Annotated in this window: 24 protein-coding genes; 14 read left to right on the forward strand and 10 right to left on the reverse strand. The window is 57.5% G+C overall.

Annotation, left to right across the window (positions count from 1 at the left end; genetic code table 11):
- Positions 1-106: 106 nt before the first annotated feature.
- Both A8B84_RS04115 and A8B84_RS04120 read right to left on the reverse strand, forming a co-directional pair.
- Complete coding sequence (locus A8B84_RS04115) at positions 107-670, reverse strand: DUF1415 domain-containing protein (RefSeq protein ID WP_064228243.1); 564 nt, start codon at positions 668-670, stop codon at positions 107-109.
- Positions 671-852: 182 nt separating this feature from the next.
- Entirely contained in the window at positions 853-2,439 is a 1,587-nt protein-coding gene (locus tag A8B84_RS04120; RefSeq protein ID WP_064228286.1) for an ABC-F family ATPase, read from the reverse strand.
- Between the two features lie 182 nt (positions 2,440-2,621).
- Between A8B84_RS04120 and A8B84_RS04125 the strand changes: the two genes are divergently transcribed.
- Both A8B84_RS04125 and A8B84_RS04130 read left to right on the forward strand, forming a co-directional pair.
- A complete protein-coding gene (locus tag A8B84_RS04125; protein WP_064228242.1) occupies positions 2,622-2,900 on the forward strand; it encodes a peptidylprolyl isomerase in 279 nt (92 codons plus the stop codon).
- A gap of 23 nt (positions 2,901-2,923) precedes the next feature.
- Positions 2,924-3,850: a hypothetical protein gene (locus A8B84_RS04130; RefSeq protein ID WP_227512724.1), complete on the forward strand. Its 927-nt coding sequence runs from the start codon at positions 2,924-2,926 to the stop codon at positions 3,848-3,850.
- On the opposite strand, the gene A8B84_RS04135 is transcribed toward A8B84_RS04130, so the two are convergent.
- Positions 3,847-5,028, reverse strand: coding sequence for a M24 family metallopeptidase (locus A8B84_RS04135; RefSeq protein WP_064228240.1), 1,182 nt, complete (start codon positions 5,026-5,028; stop codon positions 3,847-3,849). The two genes, A8B84_RS04130 and A8B84_RS04135, sit on opposite strands and share 4 nt — an antisense overlap.
- Before the next feature lie 97 nt (positions 5,029-5,125).
- Here A8B84_RS04135 and A8B84_RS04140 point away from each other — a divergent pair, with 97 nt between their 5' ends.
- Complete coding sequence (locus tag A8B84_RS04140; RefSeq protein ID WP_064228239.1) at positions 5,126-6,205, forward strand: MBL fold metallo-hydrolase; 1,080 nt, start codon at positions 5,126-5,128, stop codon at positions 6,203-6,205.
- On the opposite strand, the gene A8B84_RS04145 is transcribed toward A8B84_RS04140, so the two are convergent.
- The gene (locus A8B84_RS04145) at positions 6,177-7,007 is read right to left on the reverse strand and encodes a DUF2059 domain-containing protein (RefSeq protein WP_064228238.1); all 831 of its coding nucleotides are present in this window, start codon (positions 7,005-7,007) and stop codon (positions 6,177-6,179) included. The two genes, A8B84_RS04140 and A8B84_RS04145, sit on opposite strands and share 29 nt — an antisense overlap.
- A gap of 99 nt (positions 7,008-7,106) precedes the next feature.
- Between A8B84_RS04145 and A8B84_RS04150 the strand changes: the two genes are divergently transcribed.
- Entirely contained in the window at positions 7,107-7,814 is a 708-nt protein-coding gene (locus A8B84_RS04150; protein ID WP_064228285.1) for a hypothetical protein, read from the forward strand.
- 6 nt (positions 7,815-7,820) lie between these two features.
- On the opposite strand, the gene A8B84_RS04155 is transcribed toward A8B84_RS04150, so the two are convergent.
- Positions 7,821-8,720 (reverse strand): LysR family transcriptional regulator, encoded by a 900-nt coding sequence (locus A8B84_RS04155; RefSeq protein WP_064228237.1) that lies wholly within the window; start codon positions 8,718-8,720, stop codon positions 7,821-7,823.
- A gap of 148 nt (positions 8,721-8,868) precedes the next feature.
- On the opposite strand from A8B84_RS04155, the gene A8B84_RS04160 reads away from it, so the two are divergent.
- Positions 8,869-9,063 (forward strand): hypothetical protein, encoded by a 195-nt coding sequence (locus A8B84_RS04160; protein WP_064228236.1) that lies wholly within the window; start codon positions 8,869-8,871, stop codon positions 9,061-9,063.
- A 152-nt stretch (positions 9,064-9,215) separates the two neighbouring features.
- Here the strand turns inward: A8B84_RS04160 and A8B84_RS04165 are convergent, their stop codons facing one another.
- Together A8B84_RS04165 and A8B84_RS04170 are read right to left on the reverse strand one after the other, a co-directional pair.
- Complete coding sequence (locus tag A8B84_RS04165; protein WP_064228235.1) at positions 9,216-10,898, reverse strand: AMP-binding protein; 1,683 nt, start codon at positions 10,896-10,898, stop codon at positions 9,216-9,218.
- A 339-nt stretch (positions 10,899-11,237) separates the two neighbouring features.
- The gene (locus A8B84_RS04170) at positions 11,238-11,666 is read right to left on the reverse strand and encodes an Lrp/AsnC family transcriptional regulator (protein WP_064228234.1); all 429 of its coding nucleotides are present in this window, start codon (positions 11,664-11,666) and stop codon (positions 11,238-11,240) included.
- A gap of 117 nt (positions 11,667-11,783) precedes the next feature.
- Here A8B84_RS04170 and A8B84_RS04175 point away from each other — a divergent pair, with 117 nt between their 5' ends.
- Together A8B84_RS04175 and A8B84_RS04180 are read left to right on the forward strand one after the other, a co-directional pair.
- Positions 11,784-12,905 (forward strand): arginine N-succinyltransferase, encoded by a 1,122-nt coding sequence (locus A8B84_RS04175; RefSeq protein WP_064228233.1) that lies wholly within the window; start codon positions 11,784-11,786, stop codon positions 12,903-12,905.
- Positions 12,895-13,701, forward strand: coding sequence for a DUF1338 domain-containing protein (locus tag A8B84_RS04180; protein WP_064228232.1), 807 nt, complete (start codon positions 12,895-12,897; stop codon positions 13,699-13,701). The genes A8B84_RS04175 and A8B84_RS04180 overlap by 11 nt, the downstream gene beginning before the upstream one ends.
- A gap of 22 nt (positions 13,702-13,723) precedes the next feature.
- Here A8B84_RS04180 and A8B84_RS04185 read toward each other — a convergent pair whose 3' ends face one another.
- A complete protein-coding gene (locus A8B84_RS04185) occupies positions 13,724-14,380 on the reverse strand; it encodes a protein-L-isoaspartate(D-aspartate) O-methyltransferase (protein WP_064228231.1) in 657 nt (218 codons plus the stop codon).
- A gap of 191 nt (positions 14,381-14,571) precedes the next feature.
- On the opposite strand from A8B84_RS04185, the gene A8B84_RS04190 reads away from it, so the two are divergent.
- A complete protein-coding gene (locus tag A8B84_RS04190; protein ID WP_064228230.1) occupies positions 14,572-15,237 on the forward strand; it encodes a hypothetical protein in 666 nt (221 codons plus the stop codon).
- Between the two features lie 15 nt (positions 15,238-15,252).
- On the opposite strand, the gene A8B84_RS04195 is transcribed toward A8B84_RS04190, so the two are convergent.
- A complete protein-coding gene (locus tag A8B84_RS04195) occupies positions 15,253-16,029 on the reverse strand; it encodes a sulfite exporter TauE/SafE family protein (RefSeq protein WP_064228229.1) in 777 nt (258 codons plus the stop codon).
- Between the two features lie 138 nt (positions 16,030-16,167).
- On the opposite strand from A8B84_RS04195, the gene A8B84_RS04200 reads away from it, so the two are divergent.
- The 6 genes from A8B84_RS04200 (at position 16,168) to A8B84_RS04225 (ending at position 21,860) form a co-directional block, all read left to right on the forward strand.
- A complete protein-coding gene (locus A8B84_RS04200; protein ID WP_064228228.1) occupies positions 16,168-17,229 on the forward strand; it encodes a PA0069 family radical SAM protein in 1,062 nt (353 codons plus the stop codon).
- A 66-nt stretch (positions 17,230-17,295) separates the two neighbouring features.
- Positions 17,296-18,984 (forward strand): L,D-transpeptidase family protein, encoded by a 1,689-nt coding sequence (locus A8B84_RS04205; protein WP_064228227.1) that lies wholly within the window; start codon positions 17,296-17,298, stop codon positions 18,982-18,984.
- Between the two features lie 32 nt (positions 18,985-19,016).
- Positions 19,017-19,469 carry a hypothetical protein gene (locus A8B84_RS04210; RefSeq protein ID WP_064228226.1) on the forward strand — a complete coding sequence of 151 codons (453 nt, stop codon included), beginning with the start codon at positions 19,017-19,019 and terminating at the stop codon, positions 19,467-19,469.
- Positions 19,470-19,475: 6 nt separating this feature from the next.
- Entirely contained in the window at positions 19,476-19,766 is a 291-nt protein-coding gene (locus A8B84_RS04215; RefSeq protein ID WP_064228225.1) for a SelT/SelW/SelH family protein, read from the forward strand.
- A gap of 105 nt (positions 19,767-19,871) precedes the next feature.
- Positions 19,872-20,972 (forward strand): NADH:flavin oxidoreductase, encoded by a 1,101-nt coding sequence (locus A8B84_RS04220; protein ID WP_064228224.1) that lies wholly within the window; start codon positions 19,872-19,874, stop codon positions 20,970-20,972.
- A 102-nt stretch (positions 20,973-21,074) separates the two neighbouring features.
- Complete coding sequence (locus A8B84_RS04225) at positions 21,075-21,860, forward strand: ZIP family metal transporter (protein ID WP_064228223.1); 786 nt, start codon at positions 21,075-21,077, stop codon at positions 21,858-21,860.
- Here the strand turns inward: A8B84_RS04225 and A8B84_RS04230 are convergent.
- Complete coding sequence (locus A8B84_RS04230; RefSeq protein ID WP_064228222.1) at positions 21,847-22,755, reverse strand: LysR family transcriptional regulator; 909 nt, start codon at positions 22,753-22,755, stop codon at positions 21,847-21,849. The genes A8B84_RS04225 and A8B84_RS04230 overlap by 14 nt on opposite strands.
- Between the last annotated feature and the right edge of the window lie 153 nt (positions 22,756-22,908).

The raw sequence follows: 22,908 nt of genomic DNA on the forward strand, positions 1-22,908 counted from the left end.
AGGGCTTTCCAAAACACGCTCCTTGCGGCACATCCATGTGACACTTGGGCTCCGCCATCCCTGGCTCCGCACAGTTTTGGAAAGCCCTACCCACCGGCTCCTGATCCTACTCCCCTGTATCCGGCGAGTTCTCCACGCAGTTAACGAGGATCTTCCGCATCTTCTCCGCGCCCAGTTCTTCCATCAATCCGATGTTTCGCTCGGGTATTCCATCCACATCCGGATAACTGTCAATCGCGGCTTCCAGACTCGCTTCCCTTAATAGGTGTAGCATGGGAAACGGTGACCGATTCGTGTAATTCTCCGCCGCATCCGGCGCGGTGCCTTCAAACTGGTAATCCGGATGGAAACTGGCGATCTGGAAAACGCCTTCCATATCGAGATACGCCAACAAACCATCGGCCGCATCCAGGAATTCATTGTAGGGGCCGAACGCCTGCAATACACCCGGGTGAATCAACAGTGTGGTTTCGATCTCCGGCTCGTCTTCCAGCCGCTGAAGCTCCGAATGCAGTGCCTGCAGCAGCTCGTCCTCGGTCTTTGCTTCCGACACAACAAAACGGACCCGGTTCCGAACCAGTTCCCGTTTGGCGAACGGGCAAAGGTTATAGCCGACGACAACGTCTTCGACCCATTTGCGGGTTGAAGCGATAATTTCGGTCTCGCCCATATTTTTTCCTTTGTTAGTAGAGGCCGCTCAGAGGCACGCGCGGGCGGGTGGGTAGGCCTTTCCAAAACTGTGCGGAGCCAGGGATGGCGGAGCCCAAGCGCCCCAGGGATGGGCCGTAAGGAGCGTGTTTTGGAAAGGCCTACCCGCCCGTCCGCATTCTCCCAAGGCCCGAAGAACCGAGGTTAAACGTACCCCTGACTCCGAAGATAGTCATCATAACTGCCACTGAAATCGCTGATGCCATCAGCCTTAAGCTCAATAATCCGGGTCGCAAGGGAAGAAACAAACTCCCGATCGTGGCTGACGAAAATCAGTGTACCCGGATAGTTCTCCAGCGCCAGGTTCAGCGCCTCGATGGACTCCATATCCAGGTGGTTCGTAGGCTCATCCATCAGCATCACATTGGGCTTCTGCAGAATCAGCTTGCCGAACAGCATCCGCCCCTGCTCACCGCCCGAGATCACCCGCACCGATTTGCCAATATCATCGCCGGAGAACAGCATGCGACCCAGAGTGCCGCGCACCAGTTGTTCGCCGCCTTTGGTCCACTGGGACATCCAGTCGGTCAGGGTCTCGTCGTCGGCGAAGTCTGCCGTGTGGTCCTGGGCGAAGTAGCCCACTTCCGCGCTGTCGGTCCACTTCACTTCGCCGCTGTCTGGCGTATAGGCGCCGGCCAGGCATTGCAGCAGAGTGGTTTTACCGATGCCGTTGGGGCCGATGATGGCGACCCGCTCACCCGCTTCGATCTGCAGGTTCAGTTTCGACAATACACACTCTTCCCCGAAGCCCTTGTAGAGATCTTTCAGGGTTACCGCCTGGCGGTGCAGCTTCTTGCCCTGCTCAAAACGGATGAACGGGCTCACGCGGCTTGAGGGCTTCACCTCTTCCAGCTGGATCTTGTCGATCTGGCGGGCACGGGAGGTAGCCTGTTTGGCCTTGGAGGCGTTAGCCGAGAAGCGGCTGACGAACTGCTGCAGCTCGGCAATCTGGGCCTTCTTCTTGGCGTTATCCGACAGCATGCGCTCGCGGGCCTGGGTGGCGGCGGTCATGTATTCGTCGTAGTTGCCGGGGAACAGGCGCAGTTCGCCATAGTCCAGATCCGCCATATGGGTACAGACACTGTTCAGGAAGTGGCGGTCGTGGGAGATGATGATCATGGTGCTGTTACGGGCCACCAGGATGTTTTCCAGCCAGCGGATGGTGTTGATGTCCAGGTGGTTGGTGGGCTCATCCAGCAGCAATACATCGGGGTCAGAGAACAGAGCCTGGGCCAGAAGCACCCGAAGTTTCCAGCCCGGCGCCAAGGCACTCATGGGACCGTTGTGCTGCTCCAGCGGGATATCGAGGCCAAGCAAGAGCTCTCCGGCGCGGGCATCGGCAGTGTAGCCGTCCATTTCGGCGAACTGCACTTCCAGGTCTGCCACGGCCATGCCGTCTTCTTCGCTCATTTCCGGCAGGGAATAGATCCGGTCCCGCTCTCTCTTGACGTTCCAGAGTTCCTCGTGCCCCATGATCACGGTATCGATGACTGAGCACTCTTCGTAGGCAAACTGGTCCTGGCGCAGTTTACCCAGACGGACATTGGGCTCCAGCATGACCTGGCCGGCCGAAGGCTCAAGGTCGCCACCCAGGATTTTCATCAGTGTGGACTTGCCACAACCGTTGGCCCCGATAAGGCCATAGCGGTTGCCGTTACCGAATTTGGCGGAGACGTTTTCAAACAGGGGTTTAGCCCCGAATTGCATGGTGATATTGGCAGTGGAGATCAAGAAACAAACCTGTCGATGTGGGGCCGGCAAGGCGCCGGCGAAAAGAAAGCCGGCATTGTACAGGTTTGCAGACAAGACCGTGAGGCCGCAGAAACACGGATAAAAAGGCTTGCCTCTGGCGAGCTGTGCGGGCAGCATTCCCGTTCTGATGTACCCATTCATCCGACACAAGGACATTGATCATGGCACAGGCAACAGCGCGCCACATTCTGGTAGACAGCGAAGCAAAATGCGAAGAACTGAAAAAAGCGATTGAAGGCGGGCAGGACTTTGCCGAAGTGGCGAAGCAGCATTCCTCATGCCCCTCCGGTCGTAATGGCGGTGACCTTGGCTCTTTTGGTCCGGGCCAGATGGTTCCGGAGTTCGACAAGGCGGTATTTAACGGCGAAGTGAACACCGTCCTCGGTCCGATCAAGACCCAGTTCGGCTATCACCTGCTGGAAGTTACCAGCCGCAGCTGATGATTCCTGGTTTCATACCGGGAATGCCAATCACCGGCCGGCAACTACCATGGCTGGCCGGTGCTGCTTCGCTGCTCATTGCGCCCTTCCTGTTTATTGGCGGGCCGGACTGGGCCTCGGGGCCGCTCCTCAAGTCGGCCTGGAACCTTGGCCACATCCTTCTTTTTGCGTTGCTGACACTGACCTTCAGGCCCTGGCTGTGGTTGAGCGGCTGGCGTCTGTGGCTGGTCATTACCGCAGCAATTTTGGCTATCGGAATTGGTATCGAACTGATCCAGGGCGACCACAACCGCGACATGGACGGTCGGGATCTGCTGCGCAACCTGATTGGCGGTTGGTTGATTATCGCCTGGCGCCCAGTATTACTGTCGGGGAAACGAACCTTCGCCCGCCAATGTCTGATCACGACGGCAGCCACGCTGCTGTTGTGTTTTGAGTTGGGCTCGACCGGGATCGTTGCGGCCCGACAGTGGCATGTTCATCACCAGCTTCCCCTGCTCTATGACTTCAGTCATCAGAACCCGGAACCCTTCTGGGCGGGCAGTCTGGCGGTCTCAGCCAATCATTCAGTGAATCACCCGCACAGCCTGAAGATCGATCTGGGCACGGAAACCTACTCGGGGGTCTCGCTCAATAACCTGCCAGCCGACTGGCGGGGTTTCGAGAGACTGACCATAACGCTGTTCAATCCTTCAACGGAACCTCTGGCACTGACGCTTCGAATCAATGACGTGGCCCATGACCGCAGCGACCATGACTACAATGACCGTTACAACGCGCGCCTGATCCTTGGCCCCGGCTTCAATACTTTCACGCGGAATCTGACTGCCATTGAAAACGCTCCGGATAGCCGGACCATGGACATGTCGAAAATCAGGCGAATAGGTCTCTTTGCCGTTCGTCTGCCCGAGCCGCGAACCGTTTACCTGTCAGATCTGCGACTGGATTAGCCGAGCGTCCAGGGGTTGTCGGTAATCGGTTCCGCTCCGTTTTCGGTAACCAGAATGGTTTCGCTACAGCCAATGCCCCACTGCCCCGGGATACGCAAACAGATGGGCAGATGGAAGACCATGCCGGGCCGAAACTCCATGTTGCCGCCCCTGGCGATAAAGCCCGAGCCCTCCACCCAGGAAGGGGGAAACTGGGCGCCAACCGTGTAGCCAAACACGCCGGAGAAAAATACCTTGCCTGCCAGCGGCTGGAGCGCTTTTTCGGCGTCCTGGGCGGCCTGGTCAAAGGTGACGCCCGGGCGAGCAGACGCCAGGAGAGTATCCACAATCCGACGGCAGCCGTCGTGAACCCTCTGCATTTCCGAAGAGGGCTTGGCTCCGGCCACCACGGTCTGCATCATCGGGGCGGTGTAGCGGTGCCAGGCTGAGCCGAATTCCAGAAACACCGGATCGCCCTCCCGGACCACCGTGCGCTTGTGATTGCAATGGATCACGCTGCTGCGCCGGCCGGTAACGACAATCGGCTGCATACTCATGAATTCACTGCCGGCCTCCAGCAGTGCCCGGGCGCCTTCTGCAGCAATATCATTGTCGGTGACTCCCGGGCGAACCGCTGCCACAGCTGCCTTCAGGCCATCGGCGGTAATTCGCGCGCTCTCCCGCAGAAGACGGATTTCGGCGTCGGACTTGACGATCCGGATCTGCTTCAACAAACCACCATTGTTCAGAAATCGCACACCCGCCATCCGTGCCTTGAGGCCTTCCAGCACTCCCTGACGAAGGGAGCCGTGCCAGGCATCAATGCCGACCGCTTCAACTCCGTCATTGAGAACCTGAACCAGCGGTTCCAGCACTTCACCGATGCCCTCCCACCGGTATCCGCTGACCCGCGCAACCCGGGTGGTCACCATGGCCGGGCCCATTTCGATGGAGGGCACCTGCAAGAGCAGGTCTTCCTGTGTAACCACAAGAGCCACATGCACAGACACCTCAAAGGTGCTGTAACCGGTCAGGTAAAAAATATCCGAGGGATCGGTCAGCAGCAAGGCGCCAAAATCCTCCTGTGCCATACGATCCCGGACACGAGCCAGACGCTCCGCAAACTCCTGCTCCGGAAACGGGCACTCCAAGCCCCTCAGTTGTGAGGACAAGGCTTTTTGATAGGCATTGAAATCCATAACGACACTCCTCACTCGCATATACTAGGGAGATTGGACCCTATTCTGGCTTTGCACAAATCGCACTCACCGAATAATTCAATAATCGGGAGAACCTATGAACCGCAAGCAACAGAGCGATGGTGCCGTCCAGGTCAGCGTCGAGCTGGGGGCGCTGACCAGCGTTGCCGATGACCCGCAAGTGGCAGTGCGGGTCGGCCCCGTGGTTGCCTCCCTGGTGAACGGTGTATGCGGCGACCCGTTGTTGCAGCTCAGGCTACTGCATCAGTCCCGCAGCTTGTTGTTCGATCTGGGCGATACCGGTCGCATGCCGCTTCGGTCCGCGCACCAGGTGACCGACGTTTTCATCAGTCACTGCCACGCCGACCACATCGGCGGTTTCCTGTGGTTCCTGCGCAGCCGGATCGGTTACTTTCTGCCGTGCCGGCTGTTCGGACCTCCAGGGTTAATGCAGCACATTGCCGGCATGATCAGCGGTATCCTGTGGGATCGCGTGGAGGATCGAGGGCCCAGGTTCGTGGTTCACGAATGGCACAGCGACCACCTGAAGCGCTGGAGAATAACCGCCGGCGATCCGGCGCCCACCGCTCTGGAGGACCAGGCAATCCCTGACGGGGTGTTGGTGCGGGAACCGGAGTTTCAGGTTCGTGCTGCCCTGCTGGACCACGGCACGCCTGTACTGGCTTTCGCCTGGGAACCCTTCGGCAAGCTGCAGGTACGCAATGAGCAATTACAAGCTGAAGGCCTGAAACCCGGCCCCTGGCTACACGACTTGAAAATGGCTGTGTTGCGCCAGCGGCCGGATGAACTCATCTCGCCAGACGCCAGACGCACGTATCGAGCAGAAGACCTGGCCCGCAAACTCCTGATCCAGGCGCCGGGAGAAAAGATCGCCTACGGCACGGATTTCGCCGATACGCCCGATAACATCCGCAAAATGACGGAACTGGCTCAGGGTGCCCACACGTTGTTCTGTGAAGCCTCATTCATGGCTGCGGATGAGGAGCAGGCCCGGCACACCCACCATCTCACCACCAGGGCCTGTGCCGGCATCGCCGAGGCGGCACAGGTCCGGCAACTGATTGCGTTCCACTTTTCCCATCGCTATGACCGCAAGCGTGACCAGGTATACCGGGAGCTCCGGGAATTTACTGACCGCCTGGTGATTCCGGGCTGAGAAACCGGGACATCTGTTTGCCGATGGTTTCCACGGGCTCGGTTATAGCTTGCTGGATGCTGTTGGTCACAACTTTGGAGAAGGCCGCGCCGGCCGGGCTCTCCAGGAACTGCAGGTACAGATCCATCTCCTGGGCACCTATATTCTGGTAGGTATAGAGATAGCTGTCGTAGACCTGCTGCCCAACAACGCCCCTGAGCATGCCGCGCTGGCTTTCAATGCGCTGGCGCAGCTGTTCATAATTGGCTGAATCACTGCTGAACGCCGCCATGGCGGTTGCCAGCCCGAGCTGGACGGCAATTGTGGTATCCACCGCGCTTTCTGTTGCCCGGGCCGCCCGATCAAACCGGTCGAACATTTCCGCTCTGCGAGTGCCCTTGTACTGGCTGTTCAGTTCCGCGGCGCTCGCCTGGATTTCCTTCCATGCAGAAGGTTCCGAAGCCGCGATCTCAGCAGAAGAAATCTTTCTGGCCACAGGGGTCTCGTACCAGTCATGTACGGCCTGGAGCTGCGAGTCCGTGAGGCTGGCTTGCAGATCGGTAATGATCTGCTGCTCAATATCCACGGAGTTGAAACCGCTGCTGACAATGTTGCCGATGGTATTGGCCACCATGGGCGGGAGCTGACCATTTTGCTTTAGCCCCTCGCGGATGCCCTGGCTCATCATAGCCGGGTAGCGGGCCACGATGTCGTCGACAGGGGATACTTCCAGTACCTGGCGGGCATCCGGTGCCGCCTGGGCAGTACCGGTCATTAGCAGGGCGGTGACTAAAAGAGGTTTAATTAGGGGAAATCGCGTCATTTACCTATCATCCCGAACGTGTCGTTGATTCCCTTATGCCATGGGTACGATGCATGCAGCAAGCAATCCCTGGATGCCGGAGATGACGGTTTGGTAGGAATACGAAAAAGACCTCGCCGGAAAAGCAGAGGCCGGCGCACGGCACTGGAGATCTGGAAAAGCCGGGCCAGATGGTACGGGCTCCCGCTACTGGGATTGTTGATGGGCACCTGGGCAACGCTACGCTTCAGCCTGCTGGCACCGGACCCTCCGGCAAACCCGGAGAACGTCTGCGAAATTTTCAGGGAACATCCGGTCTGGTATGACTACGCCAGCGAATCCGAGCAACGCTGGGGCACGCCCATTGCCACCCAGATAGCGTTTGTTTATTACGAATCCTCGTTCCGCAGCCATGCCCGGCCTCCACGCACCCTGCTCTGGGGCTTTATTCCCTGGACCAGGCCCACAACGGCGTACGGTTATGCCCAGGCCCTGGACCCGGCCTGGCGGGAATATCTCGCGGCCAACGGCGAGGGCTGGTTTACCGTGCGAACCGATATGGAGTACGCGCTTGATTTCGTGGGCTGGTACAACCAGCTAAGCCACCGACAGCTGGGCATTTCCTATTCGGCGCCCAGGAAACTGTATCTTGCCTACCATGAGGGCCGGGGCGGATACGCCCGCAGGAGCTACGAACAGAAGCCGGCCGTCATGGATCTGGCCGCCCGGGTACAAAGCCGGGCGTTCCGCTACGACAATCAACTCAAAACCTGCGAGCAGGAATTCCAGTGCTGGCGCTGGTATCAGTTCTGGCCGTTCTGCGGCTGATGCTCGCTAGAACGTCGAAGATATCTCCAACTGGGGCTCCAGAGCCTGCAAACGTTCAACCAGGTATTCCATTACGATGCGGACCCGGGCCATGTGCTGCGTGTCCTGGTTGACATGCAGCCAGAGATCAACGCTCTCACCCTCCAGCGGGTCCGACAGGCGGCGGAGTTCGCGGGTGCCCTCTCCCAGATAGCAGGGCAAAACTGCCAGGCCGGCACCAGCTTTCGCCAGAGCATGCATGGATTGCAAGCTGTTGCAGCGAATGAGGGAAGTGACATTCTTCAGGTACTTGCGATACCACCGGCCGGTGGCCAGATGGCTGAAGGTTTCATCGGGTAGGATCCAGAGGCAACCTTCCGGGTGGTTCTCAATGTCCATATCGCGGTGCCGCCGGCAATAGCGGGCAGATCCGTAAACTGCGGACTCGATGGCCGCAATCCGCTCGCCTTCCAGGGTCGCCTGGGGCTTGTTCTCGGGTCTAAGCGTCAGATCGGCTTCACGATGGCTCAGATTGGCAACGTCGTTGTCGGTCAGGGTTTCCAGCTCAATATCCGGAAACTCCCGCACCAGCTCGGCAAGGATCGGGCTGAGCAACGCGTTCATCATCGCGTCTTCTGCCGCCAGCCTTACCTTGCCCACCGGCGCCGAATCCTGCCCGACCAGCTTGCGCTCGAGATTTTCCATCTCGATGGCCAGCCGATCCGCCTCACGGAACGCGGTCTCCCCGACTGGGGTGAGCTGCAATCCATCCCGGCTGCGTTCAAAAAACTGTACACCCATCGACTCTTCCATCTGGTCGAGTCGCCGTAAAACGGTGGTCTGGTGCACACCCAGTAATTCTCCGGCCTTGGCAAGCGTTCCGCCTATTGCCAGAGCCCGTATATATCGAAGATAATCCCAATCCATAGTTACTGCATATTTGCAACGTGAGTACGGATTTTAACGTATTCAAACTGCAAATAAGAACCCTTAGAATTGCATTTAAATTAAAGGTAGATCCCTAACTAACCTACCTACCAAAATCAATACACCTATTAAAAAGGAGGAAGGCGCTATGACTCAGAACCATATCGCAACCGTAAACCCGCTGCCGTCCAGTATCCTCCACAACAGTGCTGAGGTCAGGCGCCAGTATACCCGTGCTGCGGCAAAGCAGGCGGTACAGTTTTTCAGTCGCAAGATGCGGAGCTTCAACCGGAAAGCAGCCACCGTTGCTCCGGACATGAGCCAGATGCAGGGCGGCCACTAAACCGGCAGCCGAATCTGGCATGAGCGAGGGGATCGCTCGGACTGAGAACAGAACATAAGGATTTGAAAACGCCGGTGGCTCCGAGGGAGCACCGGCGTTTTGCGTTTGAACGCAAGAAAGAAGGTGGAAAGAACCAGGAAACTGAAAGGAAATCAGAATTCCCAGACGACTTTCTTCTTCTGGCTGAACCAGTCGTCCATCTTCCGGTTGTAGAAATCTTCAATCACATTCCGCTTGATCTTCATGGTCGGCGTCAGCATACCATTTTCCATGGTCCAGGGTTCCCGAACCACCACCACGAAGGCCACTTTCTCGTGGGACTCGCACTCAGCATTCACCGCATCCAGCTCGGCCGCCAGCTCCTGCTCCAGTTCACCACGGTCGGCTCCGGTTTCCAGTTCGTCCCTGGCTTCCTCGGAAAGCAGTACCATCAGGCAGGGCTGTGGCTGGTTGGCACCAGCTACACAGACCACCTCGGCCTTGGGATGATTGAAGCGATTCTCGATGGGCACCGGAACCACATATTTGCCCTTAGAGGTTTTGAACAGATCCTTTACCCGGCCCGTGATCCGGAGGGTGCCATCCCGGTCAATTTCCCCCATATCTCCGGTCTTCAGGAAGCCGTCTTCGGTAAGATCCTCCTTGGTTTTCTCCTCATTCTTGTAATAACCCAACATCTGCCCGGGGCTTTTCACCTGCACTTCGCCGCCCTCGCCGATGCGATGCTCAACCCCTGGGTTGGCCATACCCACAGAGCCAGCCCTGGCCTGTCCAGGCCGATTGGCGTGGGAATATCCGAAGTTTTCTGACATCCCATACACTTCCAGCAGCTCCAGCCCAAGGCTGCGATACCAGTTGACGATATCCGCTGACAGCGGCGCGGCACCGGTCAGGGCTGCCCGGCAATAGTCCAGTCCCAGTTGTTTCAGGACCTTCTTTTTGACCAGACCGTTGATGATCGGGATATTGAATAACAACCTCTGTTTCTTGGGCGGCAGCTTGGCGTTAACCCCCAGATAGAACTTCATCCACAGGCGAGGGACCGAGAAAAACAGCGTCGGCCTTGCCCGCTGCAGGTCTTCCTGGAAGGTATCCAGGGAATTGGCGAAATAGAGATGGAAACCGTAGTACAGGGATTGCGTTTCAACCGCCGCCCGCTCCGCCACGTGAGCCAGGGGCAAATAGGAAAGCATGCGTTCTTCAGAGGAAACCGGGAACAGCTGCTGCAGGCCGTCGGCCACCGAAATCATGGTGCGAAAACTGTGCATAACGCCCTTGGGTCGGCCGGTGCTGCCCGAGGTATAGACAATCGTGGCCAGGTTGTCCGGATCCGGCAGCTTTGGTTCCGCGGGCTCCTGCTTGGCAACAATTTCAAGCCATTTGGGCGTATCGTCCCGTGGCGACATGGGCAGGGAAATCAGGGGCAAATCGTCCGGAATGTGGTCCTTGATGTCGTTCCAGCCGTCCGCAGTGCCATCAAGTTTGCCGAGGAACAGCAGCTTTGCCTCGCTGTGCTCGAGAACGTAGGCGGCGGTATCACCATTGAGCGTGGGATAGAGCGGCACCGAAACGTGTCCCGCAGCCCAGATCGCCAGATCGGCGAGGATCCAGTGCGCGCTGTTCTTGCCCAGTATACTGATGTTACTGGGCTCGGGCAGTTCCAGGCTGTTCAGGTAAGCGGCCATCCTGGACACCTGGTCGGCAGCCTGCTTCCAGGTAATGTCTTCGACACGACCATCCGGGAAAGGCTGAGTAAGGTAAACGTTGTCAGGGGTTTCCTCTGCCCAGTAATACAGGCAATGGAGTGAGGTCTGCTTCCGGGGGTCTACCGCCATAAACGGCTCCTTGTTGTTATTTTATTTTATGTTTGAGTTTGCAATTCCTGTTCATACTAGCGTCATTTCAGACCCGCTCAATAGCATTTAGTGCCCGCGCAATTGGCAAATTAATCCTCGTCCGAGAACTGTTCCTCAAAATTTTTCGTAACATTTGTCAAGTTTGAGCTACTGTGAAGAGTGTAAATCTACTTTCCGAGCAAATTGGATATGGCCATGAGCAAAGCAAAACGTTCGTTTTTGATCTTTCCCGCCTGGGGCATCATTCTTCTGGGCTCGGGTGCCTTTTTCTACAGTGCCTACGCAGGAATGCTGGGCTCCTGATCTGTTCGGGCCTGCCTAGCGCCGGAACCGGGTTTCGAGGACCACGGCAGAGTTGGTCCGCTCGACCCCCTCCAAGTTGCCAATATCGTCCAGCACGGCGCTCAGTTCCTCCAGTGACTGGGCCTCAACGATGGCAATCAGGTCGTACTCTCCACTTACGGAAAACAGCTGCGACACCTGGCTGATTCCCTCCAATGAGGCGTTTGTCCGGCTGGTCAGCTTCTGGAAAACCTTGATAGACACGTGGGCCTCAACCTGTCTGGCAGAGAATTCCCCACCCAACTGCACCGAGTAGCCCCGTATCACCCCGCTGGCTTCCAGACGCGCAATGCGGTTCTGTACCGTTGATCGGGATACATGCATGGCCTTCGCCAGCTCAGTGATACTGGCCCGGGCATTCTGCCTCAGCAGCATTAACAGCTTCTGATCCTGGGCACCAATCATTTTGCTCAAACCTCTTTTCAATTTGCACTAATTGTAGATCATTTCGATCATTATGCAGCTGCAATTTGGCATCCAGGACTTTCATACTGAGCCGAAACAATGCTCAGGACGCTCGCCATGCTAATTCGACCGATTACCCCAAAGGATCTTGATGCCCTGGTGCAGATCGCCAATGAATCCGGACCCGGCTTCACCTCCCTGATGCCGGATCGCGATGCCCTGAGTCGCAAGATTGATCACTCGGTCGAAAGCTTCGCCCGGAACGTGACGAAGCCCGGCGATGAACATTATCTTTTCGTGCTGGAGGACATTACGACCGGTGACATTATGGGAACCACGGGTATTGAGGCCGCCGCAGGCGTTTCCCGTCCGCTCGTCCATTTCCGCCGCAATGCCGTTATCCGCCATGCGGGCGACCGGCAAAAACGTCATACCGAGGAAAGCCTGACCCGTTGCCAGCAATACACCGGTTGCACAGAGGTCTGTTCGCTGTATCTTCGGCCCGAATTTCGCCGTGCCAATGCAGGCAAGCTGCTCTCCCGGGTGCGTTTTCTTTTCATGGCCCTGCACCCGGAGCGGTTCGCGGACACAGTGATCGCAGAAATGCGCGGGGTTTCGGATCCTTCGGGTCAATCTCCGTTCTGGGACTGGCTAAAGCATCATGTGGCGGATCTGGACTTCATGTCCGCAACACAACTGGCCTGCTGCGGCCAGAGTGGCTTCATTGATCAGTTCATCCCTGCCAAACCGTTGTATACCCGGCAAATGACCAGTGAAGCCAGGGCGGTTATCGGCCAGGTGCATGAGGACACGCGCGCGGCGCGGCATATGCTGGAACGCGAAGGTTTTCGACACCGGGGGTTTGTGGACCTTCTGGACGGTGGGCCAACTCTGGAGTGTCCCAGGTCAGACATCGCCAGCGTCCGCGAAACCTTGCTGGCCAGCGCCGTGCTTCGGGGCACGCCTCGGAATCCGGCGGTTGATTCGGGAGAAACCTTTAAATCCGCTATAGTTGCCAATACCGGCTGTTCCGAATTCAGGGCCACGGTGACCAGCCAGGTCTGGCCTGCTCCAGATAGCTGTAATCTGGTTGTGGAAGAGCTACTGGCGAGGCAACTGGACCTTGGCGACGGCAGTCTGGCCTGCTACCTGCCACTCGGCCGGACCAGCCAACAGTCGCAGGGGCGCCAACAGCCCCGCCAAGAACCGGCTACTGAGGAGATTCGCTATGCATACTGATCCGGATACCCTGTTTGCGCGGCTCTGGGAGTCCTACCGGCAGGTAACCCCCTCTGCCGAGCGGATACATAAAATCCTGGGCGCCGAAGAGGAGCAGGCCATTGTCAACGACCATATAGCGCTTCGAACCTTCAACCTGGATCCGGTTCGTCTGGACGCTCTGGCCGAGCACTTCCTCAGCCTCGGCTACAAAGAAGGTGGTGAATACCATTTCGAGGCCAAAAAACTCTATGCCAGGCACTATGAGCATCCCTCCCGGGAACTTCCGAAGGTGTTTATCTCCGAACTGCTGGTGGAGAAATGTTCACCGGAGTTGCAGTCTGTGGTGAAACGTCTTGTCGAACAGGTAAGGCCGGAAGCGGTAATCGCTGATGATTTTCTCTATTCCGGGCGCCACTGGGAGGTTGATTACGAAACCTACCGTAAACTGATGCAGGAGAGCGAGTACGCGGCCTGGATGGCCGCCTGGGGCTATCGCGCCAACCATTTCACAGTCAGCATCAACCACCTGGACCAGTTCCGCTCGGTGCCGGAAATCAATCAACTGCTGAAAAATCACGGCTACACGGTAAATGCATCAGGTGGCGAGGTGAAGGGCTCGCCGGCGGAACTGCTGGAGCAATCCTCAACCATGGCCGATCGTGTAGCAGTGGCCTTTTCCGACCAGACGGTGACCATCCCCAGCTGTTTTTACGAGTTTGCCCTGCGTTATCCGAAGCCGGATGGCCAGCTCTACTCGGGTTTCGTGGCGGCATCGGCTGACAAGATCTTTGAAAGCACAAACGCCGGCAGCTGATTCAGCACGTCAGGTCTGACAGTTACGACCACCCCTGTTCGCCGAGCAGGGGTACAAACCGCACCGCGCCCAGGTTCTCGGTCCGGAATTCATCCTCCGCCAAACGGGTAACGCGCATCAATGACTGCACCGAATGTTCCGAGCCCACCGGAATGACCAGATGCCCGCCAACTGCCAACTGATGCTTTAACGAATCCGGCACTGCTGGCGCACCGGCAGCCACGACGATGCCATCATAGGGCTGGTGCTCCGGCCAGCCCATCGTGCCGTCGCCACAGCGAACCTCAACATTATCAAAACCCTCAGCGGCAAGTGTGCGTGCAGCGCGATCGGCCAACTTCTGTACCCGTTCAATACTAAACACCTCGCCAGCAATACAGCCCAGAACCGCCGCTGCATAACCAGAGCCGGTCCCTATATCGAGAACCTTTTCCCCGCCCTCCAGATCCAGAGCTTCCGTCATCAACGCCACAATATAAGGCTGCGAAATGGTCTGTCCTGCCCCGATGGGAAGGGGGCCGTCATCGTAGGCGCAATCCCGCATGCGCCTGGGAACAAACTGTTCGCGTGCTACCCGGCCCATGGCCTCGAGTACCAGTGGCGATTCGATTCCACGGGAACGGAGCTGATAATCCACCATGGACGCTCTCTGTGATTCAAAGCCATTGTCCCGATTCATTGCCTGTTTTCCTTCCCGTGGTCTGGCTGCTTACCGGCCGTTACAAAGCAGTAACTTTTTTACAACGGCGCCCCCGCCATTATCTGACTACTTTTTAGTCACCGGCAATGACAGATACAACCACCGAACGCCAAAAACAACAAACGGACAACGGGATGAATCATCAGGAAACCCGTTGCCGAGGAGGAGAAATGTCGACATCCGTAAACCACCTCGACGAGCGCACGCGGGATTCCTCCGACTTGCTCGAAGAGATCATGCCCTCAGCCATAACCCTTGCCATGATGCTTCGCCACCGGAAAATGGCCGCCTGGCTGCGTACCGAATTTGATGGCTACCAGGATGTTGCTGCCGCGCCACCCTACCGCAGGGAGCTACACGGACACATCGTTGCCAAATCGCCCCAGTACGGCTGGATTCCTGCGCCAGTAGACGATCAGCAGAAGGAAGAGTTCGGTTACATGAATCTGCTCGAGGGTGTAAAAGCCCTTGAGAAAATTTGCGTGAACTGCAAGAAGGGCAACGGCAACCGGGTTCTCCTGGAAAAAGACGAGATGGCGGTGCTGCAGAAGCAGATCAACCTGACGGCCGAACTGGCTATCAACCTGAGCCGCGACGTTTACTGCCGCCTGCTGAGAACCGTCCGGGCCGCCATCTATCTCTGGACCCAGGAACTCATGGCCGAAGGCATTGCAGGAGAACACAACCATTACAGCCCTGACGAGCGGGCCAAAGTGGCCCACCTGGATGAACCCGAGAAGTTCTGGCGACGGGCCATGGAAGAGGTCGACAGCCTGCCGATACCGAACGTGCGGGAGGTTGGATTCTTTGAAAGGGTGTTCGGGCGCGCGGGCTAAAGCCCGCCGCCCCGCTTACCACAAGACGCTGACAATCCCGATACTGCTTACCAGCAGCAGTACCGCTCCCAGCAACCGGAAAAACACCGGGGTTTCAGCCTGGAGGATGCGGTCATGGGCGTAGAGCCCGATGATATGCCCCACGGCTGCGCAGGGCAGCAGCCAGAGATGATGGATAAGCTGGAGATCGACACCGGCCCAGACGAAAGCGGCCATCTTGATCAGCACCAGGATGAACCATAGCGCAAATAACGTATCCCTCAGTTTCTCCTTTGGCAGGTGCTGAGCTGCCACGGCAATGATCAGGGGTGCACCGATCAGGGAAGTGCCACTGATGTAACCGCCCACCATCAGGAATATCGCATCCACCGTTTTACTGCCACTGCGAAACGGCCGGTTGATGATGTACGAGACGGAGTAGAGCGCCACGATCACAAAGATGATGGCACTGAGTATGTCAGAGGGCATGGTTATCAGACCGAAAACACCAATCAGCTTGGGCACGATCATGATGCCCAGAATTCGCCACAGGTATTGCCAGTCGACGGTTCCCGATCCCTCCTGACGTTGCTCTCCGTTCCCGGTTCGATTGTTCATCCAGATCGTCAGTGACGAGAACACCAGAAGATGGACCGCAATAATCGGCAGGAATACCAGTGGCTGATCAAGAACCAGCAACAGAAATGGCAGGGACAGAACTGCACCACCAAACCCCAATCCGGAGCGGACAAAACCACTCCAGACGAAAATCAGGGCAATCAGAAAATACTGTACAAACGAAAGCTCCGACATCGGCTCCCCGGTCAAGAATAAAAGATCAGCGAATGTTACCTGCCCAGGGAGCAAGTCTGCGAAATTTTCTGGTTGATGAGAGCAAACGGCAAGGGTACCATCGAATTACTGTTCATACATACAGTATATGGATTCCCCATGAAAACTCGCGCCACCGCCCTGAATCCCCATAACCGTTTCCAGCCGATTGTCACGGACCGTGAAGTCGACCCTGACTGGTATAACGATCCCGAAGACGACCTGAACCCCGACACCATGGCCACTGAAGTCATTCAGGAAACCGCAAAATCCATCATTAGCCGCAACACGTCACCGGATGTACCTTTTGATCAGTCCATAAACCCGTATCGCGGCTGCGAGCATGCCTGCATTTACTGTTTTGCCCGCCCCACCCATGCCTATTGGGACATGTCGCCGGGCCTGGATTTCGAGACGCGACTGATCGCCAAACCCAACGCTGCGGTGCGGCTGCGAGAAGAACTGGACAGGCCCGGGTACCGGGTTTCGCCCATCGCTCTGGGCGTCAATACCGACGCCTACCAGCCACTTGAGCGGGAGCAGAGGATTACCCGACAGGTACTGGAGGTTCTGGCCGAGTATCGTCACCCGGTGTCGATCATTACCAAGGGTGCTCTCATTCTCAGGGACCTTGATCTTCTCGCCGATATGGCCTCTGATGGGCTCTGCTCTGTGCGCATCAGCCTCACCAGTCTGAGCAACGACCTGAAACGACGAATGGAGCCAAGAACAGCGGCCCCGGCAACGCGCCTGAAAATGATCCGCCAACTCTCGGAGGCCGGCATTCCGACCGGCATTATTCTCGGGCCGGTCATCCCCTTCATTAACGATCACGAGATCGAGTCGATCCTGGAAGCCGCCGCAGAGGCGGGGGCAACCCAGGCCAGCTGGATTATGCTTAGGTTACCCCATGAACTGGACGAGCTGTTCCAGGACTGGTTGCACCGGCACTTTCCGCAAAGGGCCGAGCATGTAATGAACCGGATGCGCGACTTAAGGGGCGGCAAGAGTTATGACGCCACCTTCGGCCGAAGAATGACGGGCACGGGCCCCTACTCGGACCTGATTCGCCAGCGTTTCACCAAGAAATCACGGCGCTTGGGACTCAACCTCCATGAAGTGGAACCATTGCGAAACGATCTTTTCCGGCGGCCAGGTGGGGAACAAATGCCTCTGTGGTAGCATCAAAGTATTGCCCCACCTACCACTGCAATTTAATGCCTCTCAGGGATGAGGTGGAGAACACCCATGCATGGAATCAGACGTTTTTACCTCGCCACAACATTTCTTGCCCTGTTTGCCGCCCTCTGGCACCCCGTCTGCCTGGCAGCAGATGAAGCCATTGTATCCAGGATTGAGGCCATGGAGGCCGGCTTCCCAGTGCAGGTGCTTGGAAGCAGGCTAATGGCCCACAAGGCACTGTCGGCCTTTTATGGGGCCAACGGATACCAGCGCGCCTGGCAATCGCCCGATCTTCGCCGCCAACTCATTGATGCGGTTGAACAGGCCGCCGGTGACGGGCTGAACCCGGCAGACTATCACGCAGATATTCTCTCTGGCCTTGCGCTCAGGCCCATGAGCGATTTTTCCGAAGACCTTAGGGCCGATCTGGATTTGCTCTTCTCAGACGCTTTTCTCATGCTCGGGTCACACATGCTGGAGGGCAAGGTCAATCCACAGACGGTTCACGCCGAGTGGACCGCCAATCGTCGCCAGCGAAAGATGGAATCCATTCTGACTGAAGCATTGGAACGTGGGGATATTGCCGTCACCCTGGATTCCCTGCGGCCTGCCGATCCTGCCTACCGAAAGTTGATGGCAGCCCGGCAGGATCTGACAAAATTGCTTGGCCAGCCGTGGTTGCCGCTGGCTGTGCGGCCGACAATCCGGCCCGGGGACCAGGATGACCGGATGCCTGAAATCCGCCACAGACTCTCCAGGCTGGGGGAACTGAAGGAGCAACCCGCCACAGGCGAAGACCCGCGCCAGTATGATGAAGGCCTTGAATCGGCGGTAACCCGTTTTCAGGCCCGGCACGGCCTTGAACCCGACGGTCTCATTGGCCCGGACACCGTGACAGCGCTCAACCTGATGCCAGTGGAGCGCCTGCGCCAGATTGATGCCACTCTCGAGCGTTGGCGATGGCTGCCCGAATCCCTCGGCGAGACCTACGTGCTGGTCAACATCGCCGGTTTCGAACTACAGATGGTGGAAAATGGCGAGGAGGTGCTGCGAAAGCGCGTTATCGTGGGCCAGCCCTTCCGGCAAACCCCGGTGTTCAGTGATCGCATCCGGTACCTGGTATTCAACCCCGACTGGACCGTACCCCGGACGGTAATGATTCAGGACCAGTTGCCCCAGATTATCCGGGATCCGGACTACCTCTCCCGACTCAACATCAGCGTCTACCGGGGCTGGGGCGCAGATCGACAGAAAGTGGATCCGCTGGACGTTGACTGGTCATCACTGAACCGGAACAATTTTCCTTATCAACTGGTTCAGGAACCCGGCCCTCAGAATGCTCTCGGGCAGGTAAAATTCATGTTTCCGAACCAGTATGATGTTTACCTGCACGACACCCCGGGCCGGGGCCTGTTTACACGGAGCGAGCGATCGTTCAGCTCCGGCTGCATCCGGGTTGAACAGCCGTTTGATCTTGCCCAGCGCCTATTGGCGGCATCGCCGGACTGGTCCCGTGAGAAAATCGACCGTGTGGTTTCAGAAGCCGAGCCCCGGACCGTATTGCTGCCCGAACCGGTGCCGGTGCATATCCAGTACTGGACGTCCTGGGTGGATAGTGAAGGCCGCCTGCAATTTCGAAATGATCTGTACAACCGGGATACCCCCCTGATCGATCAGCTCAGGGGAACACCCGACGGAGACGCACGCTACAATACACCGGTTGTTGGGTTGGTTCAGGAACCTGGCCCGCAATGAACCAAGGCAAGTGGATAAGCTGAGGAGATACCATGAAACAGGCCCTGCTCGTGGTTTTCGGTTCACTATTACTCTACGGATGCCAGTCACTACCCTCTGCCGAGGATGGCATCGAAGCAGACGCTGTCTATCTCAGCGCCAGTCATTGCCTGAACGAATATCTGGATGATCTCGAAAAGGTGCATTACGGCCCCTGCCTGAAGGTCATCAGCATCAACGGCGAAGAGCCGGCTGTCCGGGAAGACGGCTTCATAGAAATCCCGGCTGCAACGGCGCTGACGATCGGAGTCAGCTGCGTTTATCGCCACGCCGACGGCTCGCCTATTCCGGCAACCATGGAAAACGCGGACTTTACCGTGGGCAGAAATACCTTCGCAGAAGCCGGCCAGCGTTGGTATCTCCACGCCCATAAACAGGCCCGTGGCGTTGTCGGCTGCGAGCCCACCCTGTCGCGCTCGGTCTATCCCACCTACGACACGGACTGATTCATCATGACTAGCAAAATCGATATCCACTACTGCACCGGTTGCCGCTGGCTTCTGCGCTCCGCCTGGATGGCGCAGGAGCTGCTGACAACCTTCGATGGCGAGATCAGTGAACTGAGCCTGCACCCGGGTACTGGCGGCATTTTCGAGGTATGGGTTAATGACAGGCGTATCTGGTCCCGCAAAGAAGACGGCGGCTTCCCGGAAATCACCAAACTCAAGCAACTGGTTCGGGACCAGATTGCGCCGGAACGTTCGCTTGGCCACTCCGACGCAAAAACTGGCGCTCCGGAATAATCATTCAAAAATACTGACAGGCTGTGTCGATATTCTTCGCTTTAAGAGTCCGCGGCACGGCCCGATAGTAGATGCCCAGCAATTCACTGAAATGTGAGGGTATCTATGAGCGACGTGATGCAATCCATCAAATTCAAATCTATCGAGGTACCTAATCGGTTCGCCCTGGCACCGATGACGCGCACCAGCGCGGAGCCAGACGGCACTCCGAATGCCCTGATGGCCGACCACTATGAAGGCTACGCCAAGGGCGGCTTCGGTCTGGTGATCACTGAGGGAACCTATACCGATGACAAGGCAAGCCAGGGCTATGCCAATCAGCCCGGCATCATCAACCAGGATCAGATTGATGGCTGGAAGACCATTGTTGACAGGGTGCACGCCGCAGGCAGCAAAATCATTGTGCAGTTGATGCATGCCGGCGCGCAGTTCCAGGCCAACCGTTTCACCGAACAGCCCCAGGGTCCCAGTGAAGTCACCCCAAAAGGAGCCCCGCTGGGTTTCTATGGCGACCAAACCGAGTGGCAACCCCCCAGCGCCATGACCAAGACCGACATTCAGGCAGCTATTGATGGTTTCGCAAAATCCGCCACCAATGCGAAAGCCGCCGGTTTCGATGGCATTGAAATTCACGGTGCCAATGGCTATCTGCTGAATCAGTTCCTGAGTACCTACTTTAACCAACGGGACGATGAATACGGCGGATCACTTGAGAACCGGCTGCGCCTGGTGGTTGACGTGGTCCGTGCAGTTCGCGAGGCCGTCGGCGAGGACTTCACAGTAGGGATTCGCCTGTCCCAGGGCACAGTCACCGACCCTGACTACCAGCTTCCGGAAGGTGAAGCCGGATTCCGTCAGATTGTGGAAGCGGTCCGCGATGCAGGTGCCGATTTCGTCCATACAACCGACGGTGACGTTAACCGGAAGCATTTTGTAGAGGGTGATGAGAGTCTGGCTGGCGTGGCCGCCAGCGTTGAAGGGGTCGGTCTGATCCTCAATGGCAACATTAACGAAACCAACTGCCAGGACGTGGCCAATCATTTCCCAGGCACACTGCTGGCGGTCGGTAAGAAAGCGCTCGCAAACCCTGACTTTGTTCAGCGCCTCAAGGACGGCAAAGAGATTGCAGACATCGATTTCACGATGCTGCAGCCGAAGGCCACCATTTCCAACGAACTGGCATGGCGCAAGCAAAACGCCGCCTGACCTCTCCCTCCCGATTAATGCAGCCGGAGGAACCCAACAGGGTTCCTCCGGCGTAGCTACTTCAAGCTGCTATGCTGACATCACAAGCCAACGGGAGACTGAATGACCTCAGACATCAGTATTGTCTGGCTGGGCACAATTGCCAGCCTGCTGGCAGGCCTCGCCAGCGGTGTGGGCGCTCTGGGTGTATTCCTTGTCCGTACCCTCACCCATAAACTACGGGACGGAATGCTGGCTTCAGCCGCAGGTGTGATGCTGGCAGCTTCATTTTTCTCATTGCTGTTGCCGGGTCTGGAGTATGGTGAGCAGATTACCGGCGAAAGCTGGACCGCCGCGCTGATTGTCATCTTTGGTCTGCTCTCCGGCGCCGCCGCGCTCTATTTTGTTCACCAGAAACTTCCACACCAGCATTTCGAGCTTGGCCGGGAGGGGCCGGACGCCTCCTACATTCGCGGCATCTGGCTCTTTATCGTCGCCATCACCCTTCACAACTTTCCCGAGGGCATGGCCGTGGGCGTCGGATTTGCTGGCGGCGACGTGAATAACGGGTATGTATTGGCCACCGGGATCGGGCTCCAGAATATCCCCGAAGGGTTGGCAGTAGCATTTTCACTGCTTGCCATCGATTATTCCCGAATCAAGGCCTTCAGCATTGCTCTGATGACCGGCCTCGCCGAACCGTTGGGCGGCCTGTTCGGTGCAACCCTGGTGTGGCTTGCCGAGCCACTGATGCCCTGGACTCTGGGCTTCGCAGCGGGCGCCATGTTGTTCATCATCAGCAACGAAATTATCCCCGAAACCCACCATCGGCAATGGAAAATCATGTCTACCTTCTGCCTGATGGGTGGTTTCGCCGTGATGATGTTCCTGGACGCTACGCTGGGCTAACAGCCCAGACGCCCGACAAGGCTTCCAGCGCTTCCGCAATCAGGGGCTCGTCCTGGCGGTCGCGGTGCCATATAAAGCTGAGCGCACAGGGCAGTTGCACTCCGTCGACAATTTCCAGGCCGGTTTCCTGGCGCTCAGCCATGGCAAGTGCATCCCGCGCGAGACTCAAACCCACACCGGCCCGAACCAGGTCCAGCATGCAGGCCTCCTGATCGACCTCTGCTACGCCCCGGGGCATTAACCCAAGTGGTTCCAGAGTGCCTTTGAGCAGCCGGTGATGAACGGAGTCCACGGGTGTCACAATCCAGGGCATGATGGCCAGATCAGACCATTTCGCAGATCGAATTCTCGGTCCCCAGCCTGCCGGGGCAACGACATAATAATTGAACCGGGTCAGCTCACGATGAGTCACATCGGGTGCCAGGGGACCCGGCCCAACACCCGGCGGCGCCAGGAAAAACCCGACGTCGAGCCGGCCATCCCGGACCTGCTCCAATACGCTACCGCTCATGCCCTGCCGTAGTTCGGTTTCCAATTGCGGCGCCCGCTCGACCAGCCGGTGCAGAAATGCCCCCAGACGGATGAATTCCGGATCCACAATGGTGCCGATTCGCAAACGCCCTCTCAGGGTGCTGTGCAGTGCCCGGGCGCTCTGCTCAAAGGCCGCCACGGCCGCCAGCGCTTTCTCTGCCGTGGGCAGCAGCGCCTGGCCATCCGGTGTCAGGACCAGCCCCTGAGGTTTGCGCAGAAACAGCTTCAGGCCCAACTCGTCCTGCAATTGCTTCAGTTTCAGACTAACTGCCGGCTGGGTCAGGTGAAGGCGAATCGCAGCACGGGAAACGCTACCCTCCCGCGCTACGGTAACGAATGCCCGAAGGCTCTGAAGGGGATGCATACAAGACCTCGTTTCCAGGGCAACAATATAAGATTAACTTATATCTTGCTTTTAAAAATCTCAATTGCTTTACCCAATAGCCAGCCCTATCCTACATGGTCATATATTAACCAATGCGCATCTTTAGCCCGCAGAATCGAAATTTCTGCCACT

Origin of the sequence: Marinobacter sp. EhC06 (genome assembly GCF_001650915.1) — a bacterium.
GTDB lineage: Bacteria > Pseudomonadota > Gammaproteobacteria > Pseudomonadales > Oleiphilaceae > Marinobacter.

Bases quoted from the DNA above. Each gene is read 5' to 3' on its own strand.
- A8B84_RS04115 (WP_064228243.1), bottom strand. From the start codon at position 670: ATGGGCGAGACCGAAATTATCGCTTCAACCCGCAAATGGGTCGAAGAC.
- A8B84_RS04125 (WP_064228242.1), top strand. From the start codon at position 2,622: ATGGCACAGGCAACAGCGCGCCACATTCTGGTAGACAGCGAAGCAAAA.
- A8B84_RS04130 (WP_227512724.1), top strand. From the start codon at position 2,924: ATGCCAATCACCGGCCGGCAACTACCATGGCTGGCCGGTGCTGCTTCG.
- A8B84_RS04135 (WP_064228240.1), bottom strand. From the start codon at position 5,028: ATGGATTTCAATGCCTATCAAAAAGCCTTGTCCTCACAACTGAGGGGC.
- A8B84_RS04140 (WP_064228239.1), top strand. From the start codon at position 5,126: ATGAACCGCAAGCAACAGAGCGATGGTGCCGTCCAGGTCAGCGTCGAG.
- A8B84_RS04145 (WP_064228238.1), bottom strand. From the start codon at position 7,007: ATGACGCGATTTCCCCTAATTAAACCTCTTTTAGTCACCGCCCTGCTA.
- A8B84_RS04155 (WP_064228237.1), bottom strand. From the start codon at position 8,720: ATGGATTGGGATTATCTTCGATATATACGGGCTCTGGCAATAGGCGGA.
- A8B84_RS04160 (WP_064228236.1), top strand. From the start codon at position 8,869: ATGACTCAGAACCATATCGCAACCGTAAACCCGCTGCCGTCCAGTATC.
- A8B84_RS04165 (WP_064228235.1), bottom strand. From the start codon at position 10,898: ATGGCGGTAGACCCCCGGAAGCAGACCTCACTCCATTGCCTGTATTAC.
- A8B84_RS04170 (WP_064228234.1), bottom strand. From the start codon at position 11,666: ATGATTGGTGCCCAGGATCAGAAGCTGTTAATGCTGCTGAGGCAGAAT.
- A8B84_RS04175 (WP_064228233.1), top strand. From the start codon at position 11,784: ATGCTAATTCGACCGATTACCCCAAAGGATCTTGATGCCCTGGTGCAG.
- A8B84_RS04180 (WP_064228232.1), top strand. From the start codon at position 12,895: ATGCATACTGATCCGGATACCCTGTTTGCGCGGCTCTGGGAGTCCTAC.
- A8B84_RS04185 (WP_064228231.1), bottom strand. From the start codon at position 14,380: ATGAATCGGGACAATGGCTTTGAATCACAGAGAGCGTCCATGGTGGAT.
- A8B84_RS04190 (WP_064228230.1), top strand. From the start codon at position 14,572: ATGTCGACATCCGTAAACCACCTCGACGAGCGCACGCGGGATTCCTCC.
- A8B84_RS04195 (WP_064228229.1), bottom strand. From the start codon at position 16,029: ATGTCGGAGCTTTCGTTTGTACAGTATTTTCTGATTGCCCTGATTTTC.
- A8B84_RS04200 (WP_064228228.1), top strand. From the start codon at position 16,168: ATGAAAACTCGCGCCACCGCCCTGAATCCCCATAACCGTTTCCAGCCG.
- A8B84_RS04205 (WP_064228227.1), top strand. From the start codon at position 17,296: ATGCATGGAATCAGACGTTTTTACCTCGCCACAACATTTCTTGCCCTG.
- A8B84_RS04210 (WP_064228226.1), top strand. From the start codon at position 19,017: ATGAAACAGGCCCTGCTCGTGGTTTTCGGTTCACTATTACTCTACGGA.
- A8B84_RS04215 (WP_064228225.1), top strand. From the start codon at position 19,476: ATGACTAGCAAAATCGATATCCACTACTGCACCGGTTGCCGCTGGCTT.
- A8B84_RS04220 (WP_064228224.1), top strand. From the start codon at position 19,872: ATGAGCGACGTGATGCAATCCATCAAATTCAAATCTATCGAGGTACCT.
- A8B84_RS04225 (WP_064228223.1), top strand. From the start codon at position 21,075: ATGACCTCAGACATCAGTATTGTCTGGCTGGGCACAATTGCCAGCCTG.
- A8B84_RS04230 (WP_064228222.1), bottom strand. From the start codon at position 22,755: ATGCATCCCCTTCAGAGCCTTCGGGCATTCGTTACCGTAGCGCGGGAG.